The organism is Duganella sp. CT11-25 (assembly GCF_047302815.1).
Classification (GTDB): domain Bacteria; phylum Pseudomonadota; class Gammaproteobacteria; order Burkholderiales; family Burkholderiaceae_D; genus Rugamonas.
The window spans coordinates 1377192-1396759 of sequence record NZ_JBKBFD010000001.1; the positions used below are offsets into that span (position 1 = coordinate 1377192).

General features: G+C 65.8%; 12 protein-coding genes. 8 read left to right on the forward strand and 4 right to left on the reverse strand.

What is annotated here, in order from left to right:
* Nucleotides 1–131: 131 nt before the first annotated feature.
* From ACEN9F_RS05570 to ACEN9F_RS05580, 3 genes are read left to right on the forward strand one after another with little or no spacing between them, the layout of a single operon-like run.
* Nucleotides 132–2024 (forward strand): putative bifunctional diguanylate cyclase/phosphodiesterase, encoded by a 1893-nt coding sequence (locus ACEN9F_RS05570; protein ID WP_413418642.1) that lies wholly within the window; start codon nucleotides 132–134, stop codon nucleotides 2022–2024.
* Complete coding sequence (locus tag ACEN9F_RS05575; RefSeq protein ID WP_413418644.1) at nucleotides 2017–6906, forward strand: HAMP domain-containing protein; 4890 nt, start codon at nucleotides 2017–2019, stop codon at nucleotides 6904–6906. Before ACEN9F_RS05570 ends, ACEN9F_RS05575 begins: the two co-directional genes overlap by 8 nt.
* Before the next feature lie 11 nt (nucleotides 6907–6917).
* Entirely contained in the window at nucleotides 6918–7895 is a 978-nt protein-coding gene (locus tag ACEN9F_RS05580; protein ID WP_413418646.1) for a CheR family methyltransferase, read from the forward strand.
* A 34-nt stretch (nucleotides 7896–7929) separates the two neighbouring features.
* Here ACEN9F_RS05580 and ACEN9F_RS05585 read toward each other — a convergent pair whose 3' ends face one another.
* A complete protein-coding gene (locus tag ACEN9F_RS05585; RefSeq protein ID WP_413418648.1) occupies nucleotides 7930–8556 on the reverse strand; it encodes a glutathione S-transferase family protein in 627 nt (208 codons plus the stop codon).
* Nucleotides 8557–8676: 120 nt separating this feature from the next.
* Here ACEN9F_RS05585 and ACEN9F_RS05590 point away from each other — a divergent pair, with 120 nt between their 5' ends.
* Together ACEN9F_RS05590 and ACEN9F_RS05595 are read left to right on the forward strand one after the other, a co-directional pair.
* The gene (locus ACEN9F_RS05590) at nucleotides 8677–11337 is read left to right on the forward strand and encodes a M1 family metallopeptidase (protein ID WP_413418650.1); all 2661 of its coding nucleotides are present in this window, start codon (nucleotides 8677–8679) and stop codon (nucleotides 11335–11337) included.
* A 368-nt stretch (nucleotides 11338–11705) separates the two neighbouring features.
* Nucleotides 11706–12383, forward strand: coding sequence for a YceI family protein (locus ACEN9F_RS05595; RefSeq protein WP_413418652.1), 678 nt, complete (start codon nucleotides 11706–11708; stop codon nucleotides 12381–12383).
* Between the two features lie 130 nt (nucleotides 12384–12513).
* Here ACEN9F_RS05595 and ACEN9F_RS05600 read toward each other — a convergent pair whose 3' ends face one another.
* Entirely contained in the window at nucleotides 12514–13143 is a 630-nt protein-coding gene (locus tag ACEN9F_RS05600; protein ID WP_413418654.1) for a LysE family translocator, read from the reverse strand.
* A gap of 140 nt (nucleotides 13144–13283) precedes the next feature.
* Between ACEN9F_RS05600 and ACEN9F_RS05605 the strand changes: the two genes are divergently transcribed.
* Nucleotides 13284–16085: an ATP-binding protein gene (locus ACEN9F_RS05605; RefSeq protein ID WP_413418656.1), complete on the forward strand. Its 2802-nt coding sequence runs from the start codon at nucleotides 13284–13286 to the stop codon at nucleotides 16083–16085.
* On the opposite strand, the gene ACEN9F_RS05610 is transcribed toward ACEN9F_RS05605, so the two are convergent.
* Nucleotides 16082–16471 (reverse strand): DUF3597 domain-containing protein, encoded by a 390-nt coding sequence (locus ACEN9F_RS05610; RefSeq protein WP_413418658.1) that lies wholly within the window; start codon nucleotides 16469–16471, stop codon nucleotides 16082–16084. The genes ACEN9F_RS05605 and ACEN9F_RS05610 overlap by 4 nt on opposite strands.
* 136 nt (nucleotides 16472–16607) lie before the next feature.
* Here ACEN9F_RS05610 and ACEN9F_RS05615 point away from each other — a divergent pair, with 136 nt between their 5' ends.
* On the forward strand, nucleotides 16608–17999 hold the full coding sequence (locus tag ACEN9F_RS05615; protein WP_413418660.1) for an MFS transporter: 1392 nt from the start codon (nucleotides 16608–16610) through the stop codon (nucleotides 17997–17999).
* Between the two features lie 6 nt (nucleotides 18000–18005).
* Here ACEN9F_RS05615 and ACEN9F_RS05620 read toward each other — a convergent pair whose 3' ends face one another.
* Entirely contained in the window at nucleotides 18006–19079 is a 1074-nt protein-coding gene (locus ACEN9F_RS05620; protein WP_413418662.1) for a flavodoxin family protein, read from the reverse strand.
* A gap of 140 nt (nucleotides 19080–19219) precedes the next feature.
* On the opposite strand from ACEN9F_RS05620, the gene ACEN9F_RS05625 reads away from it, so the two are divergent.
* A complete protein-coding gene (locus ACEN9F_RS05625) occupies nucleotides 19220–19543 on the forward strand; it encodes a hypothetical protein (protein ID WP_413418664.1) in 324 nt (107 codons plus the stop codon).
* Nucleotides 19544–19568 lie beyond the last annotated feature (25 nt).

Sequence of the window (19568 nt, forward strand, 5' to 3'; positions counted from 1 at the left end):
ATGCAGTTATTAAATAGTTAAAATGATACTCGCCGTCAACTTGTGGCAATGCACAATATTGCTTGACTCCAGCAGGCACAGGAGTATCTTTTACCTTCCTAGAGACCGCTATCTTCAACCCATCAGCCGCCGTGCAGATCCCCAAAGTTCTCCTCGTCAACGACGATCCGGCCAGCTTGTATGCGCTGGAGAGCCTGCTGCTGGACGCGGCCGATCAGCACTTGTATGAGCTGATCGTCGCCGCTTCGGGCAAGGAGGCGCTGCGCCAGGTGCTGCTGCATGACTTCGCCGTGATCTTGCTGGATGTCAGCATGCCCGGCATGGACGGGTTCGAGACGGCCGAGGCGATCCATTCCCATCCCCGCTCGGCCGGCGTGCCCATCATCTTCATCACCGCCCATTACGCCGATGAAATCAACCGGCTCAAGGGCTATCAGAAAGGCGCGGCCGACTACCTGTTCACGCCGGTGATCCCGCAGATCCTGCAAGCCAAGGTGGCGGTGTTCGTCGAAATGACGAAGCGGAATATCGAGCTGCGCCAAAAGAGCGAACAACTGGCCCGCCTGAACCAGGACCTGCGTGTGCAGCGCCTGCAGGACCTGGAACGCATCAACGCCGAGATGGCGCAGGAAATCAAGGACCGCAAGCTGGCCGAGCAGCGCGCCCACGAACTGTCCACGCGCGACGCGCTGACCAACCTGCTCAACCGGCGCGCGCTGATCCAGGCGCTGGAGCACGCGGTCGCCACGTCCGACCGCAGCGGCGTCGGCTTCGGGCTGCTGTTCCTCGACCTCGACAAGTTCAAGCAGATCAACGACAACTACGGCCACGAGGCCGGCGACGAGCTGCTGCGCCAGGTGGCGGCGCGCCTGACGGCGGCGGTACGGGTGGCCGACATCGTCGCCCGGCTGGGCGGCGACGAATTCGTGGTGCTGATCGAAGGCCGTGCCGCCGCCGCCAACGCCGCGCGCGTGGGCCGCAAGATCGAACTGGCCTGCGCCCTGCCCTTCGACATCGGCAGCCACCGCATCAAGACGGCGGCCAGCATCGGCATCGCCATCTATCCGCAGGACGGCGTCAACGCCCAGGCGCTGATGCGCAATGCCGATACCGCGATGTACCACGCCAAGCAGAATGCGGCGGCGCCGGTGCAGTTCTTCCATGAGGCGCTGAATGTGCGCGAGCGCGAACGCGAGCAATGGACGCTGGAACTGCGCAAGGCGCTGGCGGCCGATCAGCTGGAATTGCGCTACCAGCCGCAGACCGACATCAAGACCAACGCCATCGTCGCCGCCGAAGCGCTGCTGTATTGGCACCATCCCATCCACGGCCTGCTGGACGCGGCACGCTTCCTCCCGCACGTGCAGGAGCGCGCGCTGCTGGACCGCGTCGACGCCTGGGTGATCGCGCAAAGCTGTGCGCAGGCCGCGTTGTGGCAGGGCGTCGCCGGTCACGCCGGCGATCCGGCCGGCGACCCGCTGTGCATCTGGATCAACCTGGCGGCGCCGCAGTTGCACGCCGACCTGCTGCAGATGCTGCTGCCGGCCATGCGCAAGCACAAGCTGGCGCCGGGCAGCATCGGCATCGAACTGAATGAAAAGCTGCTGCTGGGCGCCGCCGAACCGCTGGCGCAACTGCTGGCGCAGCTGCAGGCATCCGGCGTGCGCGCCGCGCTGGACGATTTCGGCAGCGCGCGCTCGTCGCTGGCCGCCTGCAAACGCTGGCAGCTCGACGTCCTGAAGATAGACCGCGCCTTTGTCCACGCCATCGGCAACGACGACGGCGGCACCGACATCGTCGCCGCCGTCATCCACTTTGCGCGCGCGCTGTCCATGCGCGTGGTCGCGCTGGGCGTCGACGAGCGCCTGCAGCTGGAAGTGCTGCAGGAACTGGGCTGCGACGCCTGCCAGGGCGAACTGTTTTATCCGCCGCTGCAAGCCGCCGGCCTGATCGAAAATACCGCCTTAACCGAACCCGAAGCCCCAACCCTCCTAAGCAATGAGGAAAATATAAGCCATGAATAATATGACCGACATGGGCGAACAGATCGACGCCAAACTATTGCTTGCTACGCTGATGGCGCTGAAAAAAGGCGACTTCTCCGTGCGCATGCCGTCCGACTGGACCGGCATGGCCGGCAAGATCGCCGATACCCTGAACGAGATTATCGAGACCAAGGAAAAAATGGTCCATGTGGTCACCGACGTCAGCCGCGTCGTGGGCCGCGAAGGCCGGCTGACGCAGCGCGCGCAAGTGCCCAACATGGCAGGCGGCTGGGCCACCATCATCAGCGCGGTCAATGCGCTGATCGACGACCTGGTGCGGCCGACCACCGAAATGGCGCGCGTCATCGGCGCCGTGGCGAAAGGCGACCTGTCGCAGACCATGGCGCTGGAGGTGGACGGTCACCCGCTGAAGGGCCAGTACCTGCGCGCGGCGACCACCGCCAACACCATGGTGGAACAGCTGTCCTCCTTCTCCTCCGAAGTCACGCGCGTGGCGCGCGAGGTAGGTACCGAGGGCAAGCTGGGCGGCCAGGCGCAGGTGAAAGGCGTGGCCGGCACCTGGAAGGACTTGACCGACTCGGTGAACTCGATGGCGGGTAACCTGACCTCACAGGTGCGTAACATCGCCGAGGTGACCACCGCCGTGGCCAACGGCGACTTGTCGAAAAAGATCACGGTCGACGTGCGCGGCGAGATTCTTCAATTGAAGGACACCATCAACGTCATGGTGGACCAGCTGCGCTCCTTCGCCTCCGAGGTGACGCGCGTGGCGCGCGAGGTGGGTACCGAGGGCAAGCTGGGCGGCCAGGCCTATGTGCCGGGCGTGGGCGGCACCTGGAAGGACTTGACCGACAACGTGAACTTCATGGCGTCCAACTTGACGGGCCAGGTGCGCAACATCGCGGCGGTGACCACCGCGGTGGCGAACGGCGACTTGTCCAAGAAAATCACGGTGGACGTCAAGGGCGAGATCCTGGAACTGAAAAACACCATCAACGTGATGGTGGACCAATTGTCCTCCTTCGCCTCCGAGGTGACGCGCGTGGCGCGGGAGGTCGGCACCGAGGGCAAGCTGGGTGGCCAGGCGCAGGTGAAAGGCGTGGCCGGTACATGGAAGGACTTGACCGATTCGGTGAACTCGATGGCGGGTAACTTGACCGGCCAGGTGCGCAACATCGCCGACGTGACCACCGCCGTGGCCAACGGCGACTTGTCGAAAAAGATCACGGTCGACGTCAAGGGCGAGATCCTGGAACTGAAAAACACCATCAACGTGATGGTGGACCAATTGAACTCCTTCGCCTCCGAGGTGACGCGCGTGGCGCGCGAGGTGGGTACCGAGGGCAAGCTGGGCGGCCAGGCCAACGTGCCGGGCGTCGCCGGCACATGGAAGGATTTGACCGACGGCGTGAACTCGATGGCGGGCAACCTGACCGGCCAGGTGCGCAACATCGCCGACGTGACCACCGCCGTGGCCAACGGCGACCTGTCGAAGAAAATCACGGTGGACGTCAAGGGCGAGATCCTGGAACTGAAAAACACCATCAACGTGATGGTGGACCAATTGTCCTCCTTCGCATCCGAGGTGACGCGCGTGGCGCGCGAAGTCGGTACCGAGGGTAAGCTGGGCGGCCAGGCCTATGTGCCGGGCGTCGGCGGCACCTGGAAGGACTTGACCGACAACGTGAACTTCATGGCGTCCAACTTGACGGGCCAGGTGCGTAACATCGCGGCGGTGACCACCGCCGTGGCGCGCGGCGACTTGTCGAAGAAAATCACGGTGGACGTGAAGGGCGAGATCCTGGAGCTGAAAGACACCATCAACGTGATGGTGGACCAATTGTCCTCCTTCGCCTCCGAGGTGACGCGCGTGGCCCGCGAGGTGGGTACCGAGGGCAAGCTGGGCGGCCAGGCCAACGTGTCCGGCGTGGCCGGCACATGGAAGGATTTGACCGAGAACGTCAACCAGCTGGCGGCAAACCTGACCAACCAGGTGCGCGCGATCGCGGAGGTGGCGACCGCCGTGACGCGCGGCGACTTGTCCCGCTCCATCCAAGTGGAAGCGCGCGGCGAGGTGTCCTACCTGAAGGACAACATCAACGAGATGATCCGCAACCTGAAGGACACCACGCTGAAGAACGCGCAGCAGGATTGGCTGAAGACCAATTTGGCGCGCTTCACCCGGCTGCTGCAGGGCCAGCGCGACTTGCAGGCCGTGACCAAGCTGATTCTGTCGGAGCTGGCGCCGCTGGTGTCGGCGCACCACGGCGTGTTCTACATGATGGATTCGCAGGAATCGGACGCCCGCCTGCGCATGATCGCCAGCTACGGCTACCGTTCCAGCCGCAAGCTGCCGACTTCCTTCCTGCCGGGCGAAGGTCTGGTGGGCCAGTGCGCGCTGGAGAAAAACCGCATCTGGCTGACCGACGTGCCGCGCGATTACATCGTCGTCTCGTCCGGCCTGGGCGCGGCGCCGCCGACCAACATCGTCGTGCTGCCGATCCTGTTCGAGCAGCAGGTCAAGGCGGTGATCGAGATCGCTTCGCTGGACCGCTTCACCGAAACCCACCTGTCCTTCCTCGACCAGCTGATGGAATCGATCGGCGTGGTGCTGAACACCATCGAGGCGAACAGCCGTACCGAATCGCTGCTGACGCAGTCGCAGTCGCTGGCGCAGGAACTGCAACAGACCAACCAGGAGCTGGCCGAAAAAGCCCGCCTGCTGTCCGAGCAAAACATCGAGGTGGAGCGCAAGAACCGCGAGGTGGAGCAGGCGAAACTGGCGCTGGAAGAGAAAGCCACCCAGCTGGCGCTGTCGTCCAAGTACAAGTCCGAGTTCCTGGCGAATATGTCGCACGAGCTGCGCACGCCTCTGAATTCGCTGCTGATCCTGGCGCAGCAGTTGGGCGACAACCCGGACGGCAACCTGTCCGGCAAGCAGGTGGAATTCGCGAAAACCATCCACGGCTCCGGCTCCGACTTGCTGACGCTGATTAACGACATTCTGGATCTGTCGAAGATCGAATCCGGTACGGTGACGCTGGACGTCTCCGAGTACCGCTTCCAGAACCTGCGCAACTATGTGGACCGCACCTTCCGCCACATGGCCGAAGCCAAGCACCTGGGCTTCTCGGTGGAGCTGAAGGAAAACCTGCCGGTGGCGATGATGACCGACACCACGCGCCTGCAACAGGTGCTGAAGAACCTGCTGTCGAACGCGTTCAAGTTCACCACGCACGGCCAGGTCGCGCTGGATATCAGCCTGGTCACCACCGGCTTCTCAAGCGACCACCCCAACCTGCTGCACGCGGACGCGGTGCTGTCGTTTGCCGTCACCGACACCGGCGTCGGCATCGCCGCCGACAAGCTGCAGCTGATCTTCGAAGCGTTCCAGCAGGCCGATGGCTCCACCGCCCGCAAGTACGGCGGCACCGGCCTGGGGCTGTCGATCTCGCGCGAACTGGCGCGCCTGCTGGGCGGCGAGATCCGCGTGGAATCGATCGTCGGCAACGGCTCGACCTTCACGCTGTTCCTGCCGTATAACCGCACCGGCTTCGTCAACTACGACATGGGCCGCCAGCCGCAGGTGCGCCTGCCCGCGCCGTCGCCGCAGGTGGTCTACTCGCCGCCGGCGCTGGATCACGACACCGTCAGCAGCACGCTGAGCGAACTGGATGCGGAAATCGATGAACACAGCAAGAGCGACGACCGTGGCCTGGTGGCGCCGGGCGATCCGTCGGTGCTGATCATCGAAGACGACGAACGTTTCTCGAAGATCGTGCTGGGCTTCGCGCGCGAGAAAAACTTCAAGGGCATCGTCACCATGCAGGGCGATTCGGCCCTGAGCCTGGCGCGCGACTACCTGCCTTCGGCGATCCTGCTCGATCTCGACCTGCCGGACATCGACGGTTTCACTGTGCTGGACCGCCTGAAGCGCGATCCGAGCACGCGCCACATTCCAGTGCACGTGATGTCCAGCCTGCGCGAGCGCGAACGCGCGCTGCGCCTGGGCGCGATCTCCTACCTCAACAAACCGGTCAGCAAGGACGCGCTGCAGGAAGAATTCACCCGCATCCAGAAGTTCCTGCTGGGCGGCAAACGCAGCCTGCTGGTGGTGGATGACGAGCCGGCACAGCGCGACTCCATCGTCGCGCTGATCGGCGACGCCGACCTGCACATCGTCGCCGTCGATACCGGCCAGGCCGCGCTGGACGCCTTGCGCGAGCAGCGTTTCGACTGCATGGTGCTGGACCTGACGCTGCCCGACATCAGCGGCTTCGACCTGCTCGACATCATCGGCAAGGACGAGTCGCTGCGCGACCTGCCGATCGTGATCAACACCGCCAAGGACCTGAACCGCAAGGAAGTGGCCAAGCTGAAGCGCTACGCCAAGACCATCGTCATCAAGGATGCGCGCTCGCAGGAACGGCTGCTGGACGAGACGGCGCTGTTCCTGCACCGCTCGCAGGCCAGCCTGCCTGCGGCCCAGCGCCGCATGCTGGAGGAGATCCACGCGGCCGACGGCGGCCTGGCGGGCCGCAAGGTATTGATCGTCGATGATGATTTGCGCAACATCTTCGCGCTGTCGTCGCTGCTGGAGCGCCAGCAGATGCAGGTCTCGTTCGCCGAGAACGGCCGCGACGGCATCGAGGTGCTGGAGCGCGATCCGACCATCGAGATCGTCCTGATGGACATCATGATGCCGGAGATGGACGGCTACGACACCATGCGCGCGATCCGCCGCATTCCTAAATTCAAATCGCTGCCCATCATCACGCTGACGGCGAAGGCGATGAAGGGCGACCGCGATAAATGTATCGCGGCCGGCGCATCGGACTACATCACCAAGCCGGTGGACGTGGCACAGCTGCTGTCGCTGATGCGGGTCTGGCTGCATTGATGGCCGTATCGATGACGTCCTTGTTCGCATCCATCAAGGCGGCGCTGCGCGGACCGGAGGCGCAGGCGCAGGCGGCGGCGATAGTGCCCGAGCCGGAGGCACCGCCCGGCGGCGCCTCCGGCCCGCCGGTACTGGTGACGTCCGGCGGCTCCGGCCGACGCCACTCGCCGTCGTCGGTCGAGGAGCTGGAACTGGAGCTGCTGCTGGAAGCCCTGTTCCAGTGCCACGGCTACGATTTTCGCGGCTATGAGCGCGAAGTCGTCAAGCGCAAGGTGAACGCCGTGCGCGTGCAGCTCGACCTGGCCACCATCTCCGCACTGCAGTCGCGCATACTGCACGACGCCGACGTCTACAACACCCTGCTGCGCGCCCTGTACGTGGAGCCTGCGCTGATGTTCGACAACGCCTCGGAAGTGTCGATGCTGCGCATGTCGCTGGGCGTGTGCCTGCACGGCGCCGCGCTGCCGCGCGTGTGGCTGGCCGACTGCGCCGGCGCACAGCAGGCGTGGACGCTGGCCATCCTGCTGGAACAGGAGCAGCTGGGCACGCGCACCGAAATTTACGCCACCGTGGCCAGCGACGCCATGCTGGCCGAAGCGCAGGAAGCCAGCCTGCCGATGGTGCGGCTGACGGAGCTACAGGGGAATTATGTGCGCAGCGGCGGCGTCGGCAAGCTGCTGGATTATTTCGAGGTCAACGCCGAAGGGACCCGCGCGGTGCTGCTGCCGCAGCTGCGCAGCCGCATCACCTGGGCGCAATACAACCTGGTGACGGACGCCTCGTTCAACGAGTTTCAGATGATACTGGGCCATCGCGCCCTGCCCGACTTCGGCCCGGCGCTGCGCCGCCGCGTGATCCAGCTGTTCGACGACAGCCTGGCGCCGTTCGGCATGCTTGCGCTGGACCGCGAATTCGACCAGCACGATGCGATGGCGCGGCACTACCGGCCGGTGCTGGCGCACCAGCCGTGGTACAAGCGCGTGGCATAACGTCGTTCCCGTCTGCGCGGGAATGACGGCGCTATCAGTAAGCCACGGACGCGCTGGGCCGCTCGGCGATGCGGTCGCGCCAGGCCTGCAGATGCGCCATGCCCTCAAGACCGGGCCGGAACTTCATCAGCCCACGCCCGAACTCCAGCGCGCAGAACGCCGTGATATCGGCGATGGTGAAGCGCTGGCCCGCCACGAAAGGCTGCGTGGCCAGCGTGCTGTCCAGCCAGCGCGCCGTCTCGCGCATCTTCTCGCCCTGCGCCGCGCCGTACTCCGCAAACTGCGGCTGTTCCAGCGCCGCCAGGCCGGGATGCGTGTGGCGGATGCAGTTGGCGATGCCGAGGAACAGATGCAGCTCCATGCGGCGGTCCGCCATCTCGATGAAAGCGCGCTCCTCGTAACCCTCGCCCATCAGGTTCGGCTCCGGCGCATAGCCTTCCAGCCAGCTGCAGATGGCGCGCGTCTCGCACAGGATGCGGCCGTCGTCCAGTTCCAGCGCCGGCACGCGGCCAAAGGGATTCTTCTGCAGGTATTCCGCGCTGCGATTCTGCAGCGCCCCAAGGTCGACCTGCACCTGTTCGATATCGGTCAAGCCTTTCTCGGCAATGAACATGGCAACCCGGCGCGGATTGGGGGCGCGGGTGGATGTGTAGAACTTCATGCTGCGTCTCCTTTATTGGTATGGCAGGATGATACCTCCTAATCCGGATTTGACATCGCCAACGGTTCCCCGTAGATTGCTCGCTGGCCCACGAAGCCGACCACATACAAAGGATAAAGCATGCAACGCAGCCTGATTTCGCTCGCCGTCATGGCGCTGCTGGGTTTTTCTTCCGGCGCTCCAACCCTGGCCCTGGCCGCCGCCGCGCCCGCCCATAAAGCCGCGCAAGTCACCACCCAGCTTCCCCGCAACGCCGTGCCCACGCACTACGCCGTGTCGCTGACGCCGGACGCCGCCAACAGCAGTTTCAGCGCCAGCGTGACCATCGCGCTCGACGTCAAGTTGAGCACCAACAGCCTGACGCTGCATGCGGCCGACCTGAAATTCAGCACCGCCGCCATCAGCGCCGGTCCGGGCAAGCCGGCGCTGGCCGCCAGCAAAATCCAGGTGGACGAGGACCAGCAGACCGCGACCTTCACCTTCACCGAGCGGCTGAAGCCGGGCAGCTACCAGCTCAAGCTCGACTACACCGGCGTGATCGGTACCCAGGCCACCGGCCTGTTCTCGCTCGACTATGAAAACGGCGGCGCCAAGAAGCGCGCGCTGTATACGCAGTTTGAAAACTCCGACGCCCGCCGTGTGATCCCGTCGTGGGACGAGCCGTTCTACAAGGCCACCTTCGCGCTGGAAGCGACCGTGCCGGCCGGCCAGATGGCGGTGTCGAACATGCCGGTGGTCTCGACCAGCAAGCTGGCCGATGGCCGCGAACTGGTGCGCTTCGCCACCTCGCCGAAGATGTCGACCTATCTGCTGTTCTTCGGCCTGGGCGAATTCGACCGCGCCACCGCCGTGGTGGACGGCGTCGAGCTGGGCGTCGTCACGCAGAAAGGCGCCTTGAACCAGGCCCAGTTCGCGCTGGACTCCTCGCGCGACGTACTGAGGGAATACAACGACTACTTCGGCGTCAAGTATCCGCTGCCGAAGCTGGACAACATCGCCGCGCCGGGCCGCAGCCAGTTCTTCGGCGCGATGGAAAACTGGGGCGCGATCTTCACCTTCGAATACGCGATGCTGCTCGATCCGCGCGTCGCCACGCAATCCGACAAGGAGACCTCCTTCCTGGTGGCCGCGCACGAGATGGCGCACCAGTGGTTCGGCGACCTGGTGACGATGGCCTGGTGGGACGACCTGTGGCTCAACGAAGGCTTCGCCTCGTGGATGGAATCGCGCACCACCACCCGCCTGCACCCTGAGTGGAACTGGGAGCTGCGCGCGGTCGGCACGCGCGAGCAGGCGATGGAACGCGACGCGCTCGCCACCACCCACCCTGTCGTGCAGCGCATCGCCACTGTCGAACAGGCCAGCCAGGCCTTCGACAGCATCACCTATCAAAAAGGCGAATCGGTCATCCGCATGCTGGAGAACTACGTGGGCGACGAAGCATGGCGCGCCGGCGTACGCAGCTACATCGCCAGGCATGCCTACGGCAATACGGTGTCCGACGACCTGTGGCGCGAGGTGGAACAGGCCGCGCACAAGCCGGTCACCGCGATCGCCCACGACTTCACGCTGAAGCCGGGCGTGCCGCTGATACGCGTATCCGACGCCGTCTGCAAAAACGGCAAGACCACCATCCAGCTGACGCAGGGTGAGTTCAGCAAGGACCAGGAAAACAAGAAGCCCTTGAGCTGGCGCGTGCCGGTGATCGCGCAGACCGTCGGCGGCACGACCGTGCGCACCGTGGTCAACGGCGGCAAGGCCAGCATGACGCTGCCGGGCTGCGGCGCGGTGCTGGTCAATGCGGGCCAGAGCGGCTACTACCGCACGCTGTACGCGCCGAAAGCCTTTGCCGCGCTGGCCGGGCGCTTTGCCTCCATGCCGGCCCTCGACCAACTGGGCCTGCTGTCGGACAGCTGGGCGCTGGGTTTGGGCGGCCGGATGCCGGCCTCCAGCTTCCTCGACCTGGTCGACCAAGCGCCGCTGGGCGCCGCGCCGCAGGTATGGGGCAAGATCGCCGACGTGCTGGCCGGGCTGCACGACATGAACGAAGCCAAGCCGCAGCAGCAGGCGGCGCTGGACCGCTATGCGCGCTCGCGCCTGGCGCCGGTGCTGGCGCGCATCGGCTGGACCGCCGCCAAGGACGAGGCGGCGCCGGTCGCCAACCTGCGCGAGACGCTGATCAGCACCCTGGGCGACGTCGGCGACGAAGGCGTGATCGCCGAAGCGCGCCGCCGCTACGCCGCCTCGGCCACCGATCCGAACGCGATGCCGGCCGCGCTGCGCCGCCCCATCCTGGCGGTGATCGCCTCGAATGCCGATGCCGCCGCATGGGATCAGCTGCGCGCCACGGCCAAGGCCGAGCAATCCAGCATGATCAAGAGCGAACTGTATGACCTGCTGGGCGCGGCCAAGGACAAGGCGCTGGCGCAGCGCACGCTGGACCTGGCGCTGACCGATGAACCGGGCGCCACGTCCGGCGCTTCGATGATCAGCCACGTCGCCAGCCAACATCCGGACCTGGCGTTCGACTTCGCCGTCGCGCATCAGGAGCAGTTGGACAAGAAGATCGACGCCACCTCGCGCAGCCGCTATTTCCCTGGCCTGGGCGGACGTTCGGCCGACCCGGCGATGGTCGGCAAGCTGCGCGCCTACGCCCAGCGGCATCTGGCGGCCGAGGCGCAAGGCGACACCAGGACCGCGATTGCCGCGATCGAGTACCGCATCAAGGTGCGCAGCAAGCGCCTGCCGCAGATCGACGCGTGGCTGGCCAAGCGCGGCTAAAACGCAGGCAAAAAAAACCAGCGTCATCGTGAGATGATGCTGGTTGCAAAACGCTCGAAAGCGTGGGGATGTTCGGGTCCGGCGGCGATGGTGCCGCCTGGACGAATTCTGTGCCGGGCTTGACAGAGTCCGGCAACCGGGCGCCCGGCTGAACCGCGCGCTACAGGTGTTACTTTGCCAGACATCGCTTGGCACAGGCTTAGGACTTCATTAAGGTGGGGTATAAGGAGGATGGTGCCGGTGTTTCAGGCCACCGGCGAGCCTGCTGAGTCATGCTTTGTGAAATCACGCACCGGCTTGGACGCGGGACCAACTAGAGCACGCTGTGACCAGCGAACTGCATAATAATCGGACAATATGACGGCCAAATGACGCACGCACATTTAACATTTCAACGCCTGCTCGGCGCCGTGGCGCTGTGCGCCATGGCCGCCTGCACGCAGTTGCCCACGCCGGCCACGCAGCCCGCGCCGGTGGCCGCCGCGCCCGCCGTCGTGCCGCCCGCCATCGGCCCGCAACTGCACATCGACACCGCAAGATCGCTGATCGCCGTCACCGTGCGGCGCGGCGGCGTGCTGGCGCGGCTGGGCCACGATCACGTGGTCGCCAGCCACACGATCAGCGGCACGGTCTCTCCCACGCAAAACCGCGCCGACTTCCAGTTTCGCCTGGATGAGATGAAGGTGGACGAAGCCGACCTGCGCCTGATCGCCGGCCTGGAAAAACAACCGTCCGCCGACGCCATCGACGGCACGCGCCACAACATGCTGACCAAGGTGCTGGACGCCGAGCGCTATCCGGTGGTCAGCATCCACGCCGAGCGCGGCGCGCAGGGCCAGCCGTTGCAGGTGTCGATCACGCTGCACGGCGTCACGCGCACGATGGCGATCCCGGTCGAACTGCGCGAAGAAAACGGCGTCGTCACAGTGAAGGGCAGCGTCAACCTCAAGCAAACCGACTTCGGCCTGACGCCGTTCTCGGTGATGGGCGGCGCCATGGCCGTGGAAGACCAGATGGAACTGCGCTTCGACCTGACGGCCAAATAAAAAAAAGGCCCGCGACACAAAGAGGCGCGGGCCGAAGGTTTCAAATCGGGAGAGACTTGAAAGAGCAAAGCCAGTATCTCAGCCGTGCATGACGCGCTGATGACATCCGCTCTCCACGAACAAACTTTTTTTAACGCGAGATAATCAGCTTCAGACCCAGGCCGACGAAAATCGCGCCCGCGATGCGGTCCATCCACATGCCCGCGCCCGGATGGCGGTTGATCCAGCCGCCCACCGCGCCGGAGAAATAGCCCAGCAAGCCAAAGATCACCACACCCTGCGCGGTGAACAGCAAGCCCAGTTGCGCGGTCTGCCAGCTGACATCGCCCCGCTCCGCCACCACGAATTGCGGCAGGAACGACAGGAAGAACAGCACCACCTTCGGATTGACCGCGTTCGCGAACAGCCCCTTGGCGAACAACTTGCGCAGGCTCTCATCCGGCAAGCCCGCGCCTTCGACCCGCGCCCCGCCCCGGCTGCGCAGCGCGCCGATGCCCAGCCAGATCAGATAAGCCCCGCCCAGCAGCTTCAAGCCGCCAAACGCCAGCGGCGAAGCGGCGATCAACGCGCTCACGCCCAGCGTGGCCAGCAGCGTGTGGCTCAAACAGCCCAGCGCGCAGCCCAGGCCGAAAGCCATGCCCTGGCGCCGCCCGCGCGACATGCCGACACTCAGCACCATCAGGTTGTCCGGACCGGGGGAAATCGTGATCAGCAGCGCGGCGCTGATAAAGCCGATGAATTGCTCTGGAGAAATTAGCAAGATTGTTTCCTGTCGCGCAAAACCGCCATGATAACCGCCCCGCCCATATTTTGGATAAAACGATAAGTTCTCGTTTACAATGAGGAAAACAACGCCGCCATACCCCGATGCCATTCCCGCTGCTCTACCGACTGCTGCCTTTGCTGACGCTTGTTTGGGCGCTGTTCGGCCTGTCAGCCCATGCCGCACCGATCGGACTGACCACCGCCAGCATCGACCTCGCCACCGCCGGCAAACTGTACAAGGACGAAGGCCAGCCCTATCCCGTCAACGCCGCCGGCCTGCCCGCGCTGGTGGCCAGCCTCAAGCCGGCCGACAAGGTCGACCTGCTGGGCGGCGGCTACTGGCTGTACGCCGAGCTGCGCAACGAAAGCCGCCAGCCGGCCTGGGTCATCGATCCGAACGACACCTTGATCGACACGATCGACATCCAGGTCTACGGCGAGGACGGCAGCATCCGCCAGATGCTGACCGGCTACCGCCAGCCGCATTCCTACCTGCTGCACTACGGTAAAGACGTCGACCTGCAGCCGGGCCAGCGCTACCAGGTGCTGATCCGCTTCTCCAGCCCCTACTACGCGCGCACGCCGGTGTTCTCGGTGCTGCCGCGCACCGCCTACCAGCAGCTGGTGGCGCGCGAGAACGTGCTGATCATCGGCTCCATCGGCGCGCTGCTGGCGCTCACGGTGTTCAACTTCTTCATCTACTCGATCACGCGCGACCGCTCGTCGCTGTACTACTCGCTGTACGTGCTGTGCTACGCGGTGGCCTGGGGCATGACCTTCCACATGACGGCCGACTTGTTCGGCTGGCACAACCTGCACTGGCACTACGTGCCCTTCTTCCTGCTGCCCGTCCTCAGCACGCTGTTCTACACCACCTTCCTGCGCTTGAAGGAAAACGCGCCGCTGCTGTATAAGCTCAGCCGCATCAACCTCGTGCTGCCGCTGCTGACGGTGCCGAGCTGCCTGTTCTTCCTCAGCTACGCGCACACCATCGCCACCATCGTCATCACCATCTGGATGACGATGGCGCTCACCAGCGGCATCGTGGTCTGGCGACGCGGCTACTATCCGGCGCGCTTCTTCGTGCTGGGCTTTGTCGCGCTGATGGTGCCCGGCCTGTTCATCCTGCCGGCCAACGTCGGCCTGATACCGGCCGTGGTTACCAACGCCCAGCTGTTCACGCTCCTGGGCGGCACGCTGGACGGCGTGCTGCTGGCGTTCGCGCTGGCCGACCAGATCCGCCTGCTGCGCAACACGCTGGAACAGCGCGTGCAGGAACGCACCGCCCAGCTGAGCGAGGCCAAGGAACACGCGGAGATCGTCAGCCGCCACCGCATCGACTTCCTGTCGGCGATGAGCCACGACATCCGCACGCCGCTGGCCGGCGTGATCGGCATGATCAAGTTCGCCATGCGCGACCAGTCCGTGCGCGGCCGCACCGAAGAGTATTTGCGCATCGGCCTGCAGAACAGCGAATCGCTGCTGGCCATCCTCAACGACATCCTCGACTTTTCCAAGATCGACGCCGGCCGCCTGTCGATAGAGAACGTCGACTTCGACCTGATCGCGCTGGTGGACGACGCCATCGGCATCCTGCAGGGCCAGGCCGACGCCAAGAGCCTGCTGCTGCGCTGCGACCTGGCGCTGGACCTGCCGCGCTACGTGCGCGGCGATCCGACCCGGCTGCGCCAGATCCTGCTCAATTTGCTGGGCAACGCGATCAAGTTCACCGACCGCGGCGAAGTGCGGCTGGACGCCTCGGCGCTGCTGAGCGCCGAAGGCGGCCGCACCAGCGTCAGTTTCGACATCAGCGACACCGGCCCCGGCATCCCGGCCGACACGCTGCCGCGCCTGTTCCAGAAGTTCGAGCAGGCCGACCACTCGACCACGCGCCGCTACGGCGGCACCGGCCTCGGCCTGGCCATCTGCAAGGAGCTGGTGGAACTGATGGGCGGATCGATCTCGGCCGACAGCCGGGTCGGTGCCGGCTCCACCTTCAGCTTCACGCTGCCGCTGGCGCTGGGCGCGGCGCCGGCCATCGATCCACTGAGCCTGCCGCGCAAGGACCACCACGCCTATCGCCTGCGCGTGCTGTGCGCCGAGGACGTGCGCACCAACCAGATCATCGTCAGCACGCTGCTGGAGAACATGGGCCACGACATCCGCATCGTCGAAAACGGCCTGCAGGCGCTGCATGCGCTGAGCACCGCCGCCTACGACCTGGTGCTGATGGACGGCCGCATGCCGATGATGGACGGCGAACAGGCGGCACGCCTGATCCGCGCCGGCGGCAGCGAGGATTACCGCGTGCTCGATCCGGGCATCCCGATCATCGCGCTGACCGCCAACGCCAGCGACCATGACCGCGCGCGCTACCTGGCGGTGGGCATGGACGGCTTCCTCAGCAAGCCGGTGGACGAGCGCCTGCTGTACGACCAGATCGAGAAGACCATCGCCCAGCACCTGAGCCGTGGCCGGCCGCTGCGCGCCACCGATGCGGCGCGCCTGGCGGCCGAGCGCCGCGAATCGCTGGACCAGCAGTTCGACGTGGCGCCGGCCGCCGGCGACGGCGCCGCGCCCGATCCGTCCACGGTGCAGATCATGCCGCTGGCCGGCCTGTCGCACAAGCACATGCAGCGCATCACCCAGGCCTTCCTGGACGAGGCGCCGCGCCGGCTGGAGACGGCGCGCGCCGCTGTCGCCGCCGGCAATTCCAGCGCGGCGGCGGCGGCGATCCACGCGCTCAAGGGCAGCGCCGGCTACCTCAGCTCCACCCACCTGCACACGCTGTGCCACGAGATGGAGGCGGCCGCCGCCGCCGGCGACCTGGTCGAAGTGATCGACATGCTGCCGGACGTCGAGGCGGCGCTGGACAAGGCCTGCGCCGACCTGCGCAGCGCCGCCGACGCCACCAGCCCCAGCAACGCCACGGCCTAGTCCTTCAACTCCGCCGGCACCTTGCCGCCGTTTTCCGCCAGCTTGACCATCACCTGCCGGTGCAGCCAGACGTTCATGGTGGCCGAGTCGTTGCGGTCGCCGCCGTAGTGCAGCTCCACGGCCAGCGCCTGGCGCGCCGCCAGGCTGCTGTCGAGATTGAGCAGCTTGAGCAAATCGACGATCGAGGTGCGCCAGTTCAGCGGTTGTCCCGCCTGCGCCGCCATGCCGCTCAGGATGGCTTCGACGTCGACCGGCGGCATCGCCGTGGCGGCCGGGGTCGGGGCCGGCGCCGCCGCCGGAGCTGGCGCCGGCTGCGCGGCAGGCGGCGTTACCGCCGGATGCGAGCCGGGAAAAATCTTGTGAAAGATATTGCTGAGTATGCCCATGACTATTCCTTTCGTTGATGGTCAAGGTAGGACCGCCAATGATCGTGGTAAGTTCAACAATTTCCGCGCGGCCGCCAGCAGACTCCGCCAATTTCCGCCACAATGATGGGCTCAGCACATCAGCATCGGATATCCCATGTCATCATCCCTCAGCGCCGACGCCGCCCTGGCCGAGCGCGACGGCCTGCCGCCCGATGCGCGGCGCTGGGCCATGCTGTCGGTCGCCATCGGCGTCGGCATGGCCTCGCTCGACACCGCCATCGCCAACACCGCCCTGCCGGCGATCGCCGATCAGCTCAACACCACGCCCGCCGCCTCGGTCTGGATCGTCAACGTCTACCAGCTGGCGATGGTCGCCACGCTGCTGCCGTTCGCCGCGCTGGGCGAGGTGGTCGGCTACCGGCGTGTCTGCATCTTCGGCCTGTGCGTGTTCACGGCCGCCTCGCTGGCCTGCGCGCTGGCGTGGTCGCTGCCGTCGCTGGTGGTGGCGCGCCTGTTCCAGGGCGTCGGCGGCGCCGCCATGATGGGCGTGAACACCGCGATGGTGCGGGCGATTTTCCCGTCGCGGCTGCAGGGACGCGGCTTCGGCCTCAATTCGCTGGTGGTGGCCGTCGGCTTCGCGGTCGGTCCGACGGCGGCCTCGCTGATCCTGGCGGTGGCCTCCTGGCCCTGGCTGTTCGCCCTCAACGTGCCGCTGGGCGTGGCGGCCGTGCTGCTGGCGCGCCGCGCGCTGCCGGTCACGCCGCGCGCCGCCCACAAGATCGACGCCATGACGGCCATCCTCAACGTGTTCGCCTTCGGCCTGCTGATCCTCACCTTCGGCGACGCCGCGCACCAGGAAGGCTGGCGCAAGCTGCTGCCGGAGCTGATCGCCACGCTGATCTTCTTCGCGCTGCTGCTGCGCCGCCAGGCCGGCCATGCGGCGCCGATGCTGCCGGTCGACCTGTTCAAGCGGCCGCTGTTCACGCTGTCGGCGCTGACGGCGGTGTGCACCTTCGCCGCGCAGGGCCTGGCCTTCGTCTCGCTGCCGTTTTATTTTGAAATCACGCTGGGGCGCTCGCCGATTGAAACAGGATTCCTGATGACGCCGTGGGCGGTGCTGGTGGCGATCATGGCGCCGATCGCCGGCCGCCTCAGCGACCGCTATTCGCCCGGCGCGCTGGGCGGCATCGGCCTGGCCCTGCTGTCGTCCGGGCTGATGGCGATGCTGATGCTGCCGGCGAATCCGTCGGTGTTCGACATCGGCTGGCGCATGGCGTGGTGCGGCATCGGCTTCGGCTTCTTCCAGGCGCCCAACCTGAAGGCCATCATGGGCAGCGCGCCCAAGGAGCGCGCGGGCGGCGCCAGCGGCATCGTCGCCACCGCGCGGCTGATCGGCCAGGCCACCGGCGCGGCGCTGGTGGCATACTGCTTCACGCTGTCGGCCACGCGCGGCACGGCATATGCGCTGATGCTGGCGGCCGCGTTTGCGGGCGTGGCCAGCGTCGCCAGCTTCTCCCGTGTGGTGGTCGGCGCGCGGCAGGCCTGAGTACAATTACTTCGGCCGCGCCGGCGGCACCGCCGCATCGGGCTTGGACAGCCAGCCGGTGCGCAACTGCCCCACCGCCGCCGCCACCGACGCGGCCACGTTGCGCACCTCCTGCTGGAACTTCTCGTCGCGGTCCAGCACCTGGTGGCTTTCCGCATACGATTCGTAGTAGCCGACGTAGCGGTCCAGCGCCGACTGCCGGCCTGCGTCGATCAATCCCATCCAGTCCAGCCAGTCGGCCAGGTTGCGCCGCAGGCTCTCGACACCTGCCACGTCGCCATGCACCACCAACCCGTAGGCTCGGCCAGAGAGATGCTTGGGATAATCCCAGCCCGCCAGCTCCAAGGCCTTGGCCTCGGCCGCCTTCTTGCCGTGCGTGGCGGTCGGGTCGGGATTGCCGCCGTCGGCGCAAACCAGCCGGTCTATCATCAGCTTCAGCACCGACGGCGCCTGGTACCAGTAGGTCGGCGTCAGGATGATGATCCCGTGCGCGGCCACCCATTTCTCGTATATCTCCGCCATCCAGTCGTTGGTCTGGCGCTCGCCGTGGTTCGGGTAGCAGCTGCACGGCCAGTGGCACAAGGGCATGGCGGTCGAGACGCAGCCCTTGCAGGGATGGATGTGCAGATCGTAGCTGGAGGTCAGCAAACTCAGATCCAGCACCTCGGTCTCGATATCTTCATCGGCCAGCGTCTGCTGCGCCCATTGCGTCATGCGGAAGGTCTTGGAAATCTCGCCGGGACAGGTGCCGTCGTTACGCGCGGCGCCGATGATCAGCAGCACGCGCGAGCGGGTTTGCGGATCCTTCTGCTTTTTCTCGGCGGCCAGCAGACGGTCGCGCGTGGCCTTCCATTCCACCGACAGGTCGTAATCCGGGTCGGCGAACTCCGCGCCCGCCTTTTGCGTGGCCGGCGCCTTGCGGCCGGCATGATAATTTTTCCAGGCCACCTCCTCCACCTGCGCCAGCGCGCTCTGCACCGGGCCGAAATCCGGATCCTGGAAAGAACGCATGAACTGCAATCGGAATTCGTCGCGGCCCAGCGGCGCCGGCGCCTGGCCCTTGCGTATGTCGTCGGTCATAAAGCCTCCTGAGACAGCCAGATTGCCACGCCTGATTGTCCGCTTCCGTACGCTGTCCAACGGTAGCGGCGGCCGCAGCGGCCTAGCATGGAGGAATCCGTCCACGGTCCGTGCGCGGAATTTCTCAAAGGAGATACATCATGACTGCATCCAACAAAGACAAAGGGTTGAAACCCGGCGCCAATATGCCGGACGGCGGCTACGATCCCGAACGCGAAGGCATGAGCGAGAGCGGCAACCACGCCACCGGGCATCCTGCCAACGACGTCGTCACCGGCAACCAGCAGAGCGGCCGCCAGCCGGCCCGCTCCGAATCGACGCTGCGCCAGGACAACCAGAGCCGCACCGACCTGCACAACAAGCAGAGCGCATCGACCGCGTCGGCCGAAACCACGCATCGCGACCGTGCCGCCGGCGCGCGCGGCGACGACACCAGCCACACCAGCAATAAAAGCAAGGACTGACGCCCTTCAGTAAATTCCAGTTTAC

Coding starts and splice junctions, on each gene's coding strand:
- ACEN9F_RS05590 (WP_413418650.1), top strand. CDS start 8,677: ATGCAACGCAGCCTGATTTCGCTCGCCGTCATGGCGCTGCTGGGTTTT.
- ACEN9F_RS05595 (WP_413418652.1), top strand. CDS start 11,706: ATGACGCACGCACATTTAACATTTCAACGCCTGCTCGGCGCCGTGGCG.
- ACEN9F_RS05610 (WP_413418658.1), bottom strand. CDS start 16,471: ATGGGCATACTCAGCAATATCTTTCACAAGATTTTTCCCGGCTCGCAT.
- ACEN9F_RS05575 (WP_413418644.1), top strand. CDS start 2,017: ATGAATAATATGACCGACATGGGCGAACAGATCGACGCCAAACTATTG.
- ACEN9F_RS05580 (WP_413418646.1), top strand. CDS start 6,918: ATGACGTCCTTGTTCGCATCCATCAAGGCGGCGCTGCGCGGACCGGAG.
- ACEN9F_RS05620 (WP_413418662.1), bottom strand. CDS start 19,079: ATGACCGACGACATACGCAAGGGCCAGGCGCCGGCGCCGCTGGGCCGC.
- ACEN9F_RS05615 (WP_413418660.1), top strand. CDS start 16,608: ATGTCATCATCCCTCAGCGCCGACGCCGCCCTGGCCGAGCGCGACGGC.
- ACEN9F_RS05625 (WP_413418664.1), top strand. CDS start 19,220: ATGACTGCATCCAACAAAGACAAAGGGTTGAAACCCGGCGCCAATATG.
- ACEN9F_RS05585 (WP_413418648.1), bottom strand. CDS start 8,556: ATGAAGTTCTACACATCCACCCGCGCCCCCAATCCGCGCCGGGTTGCC.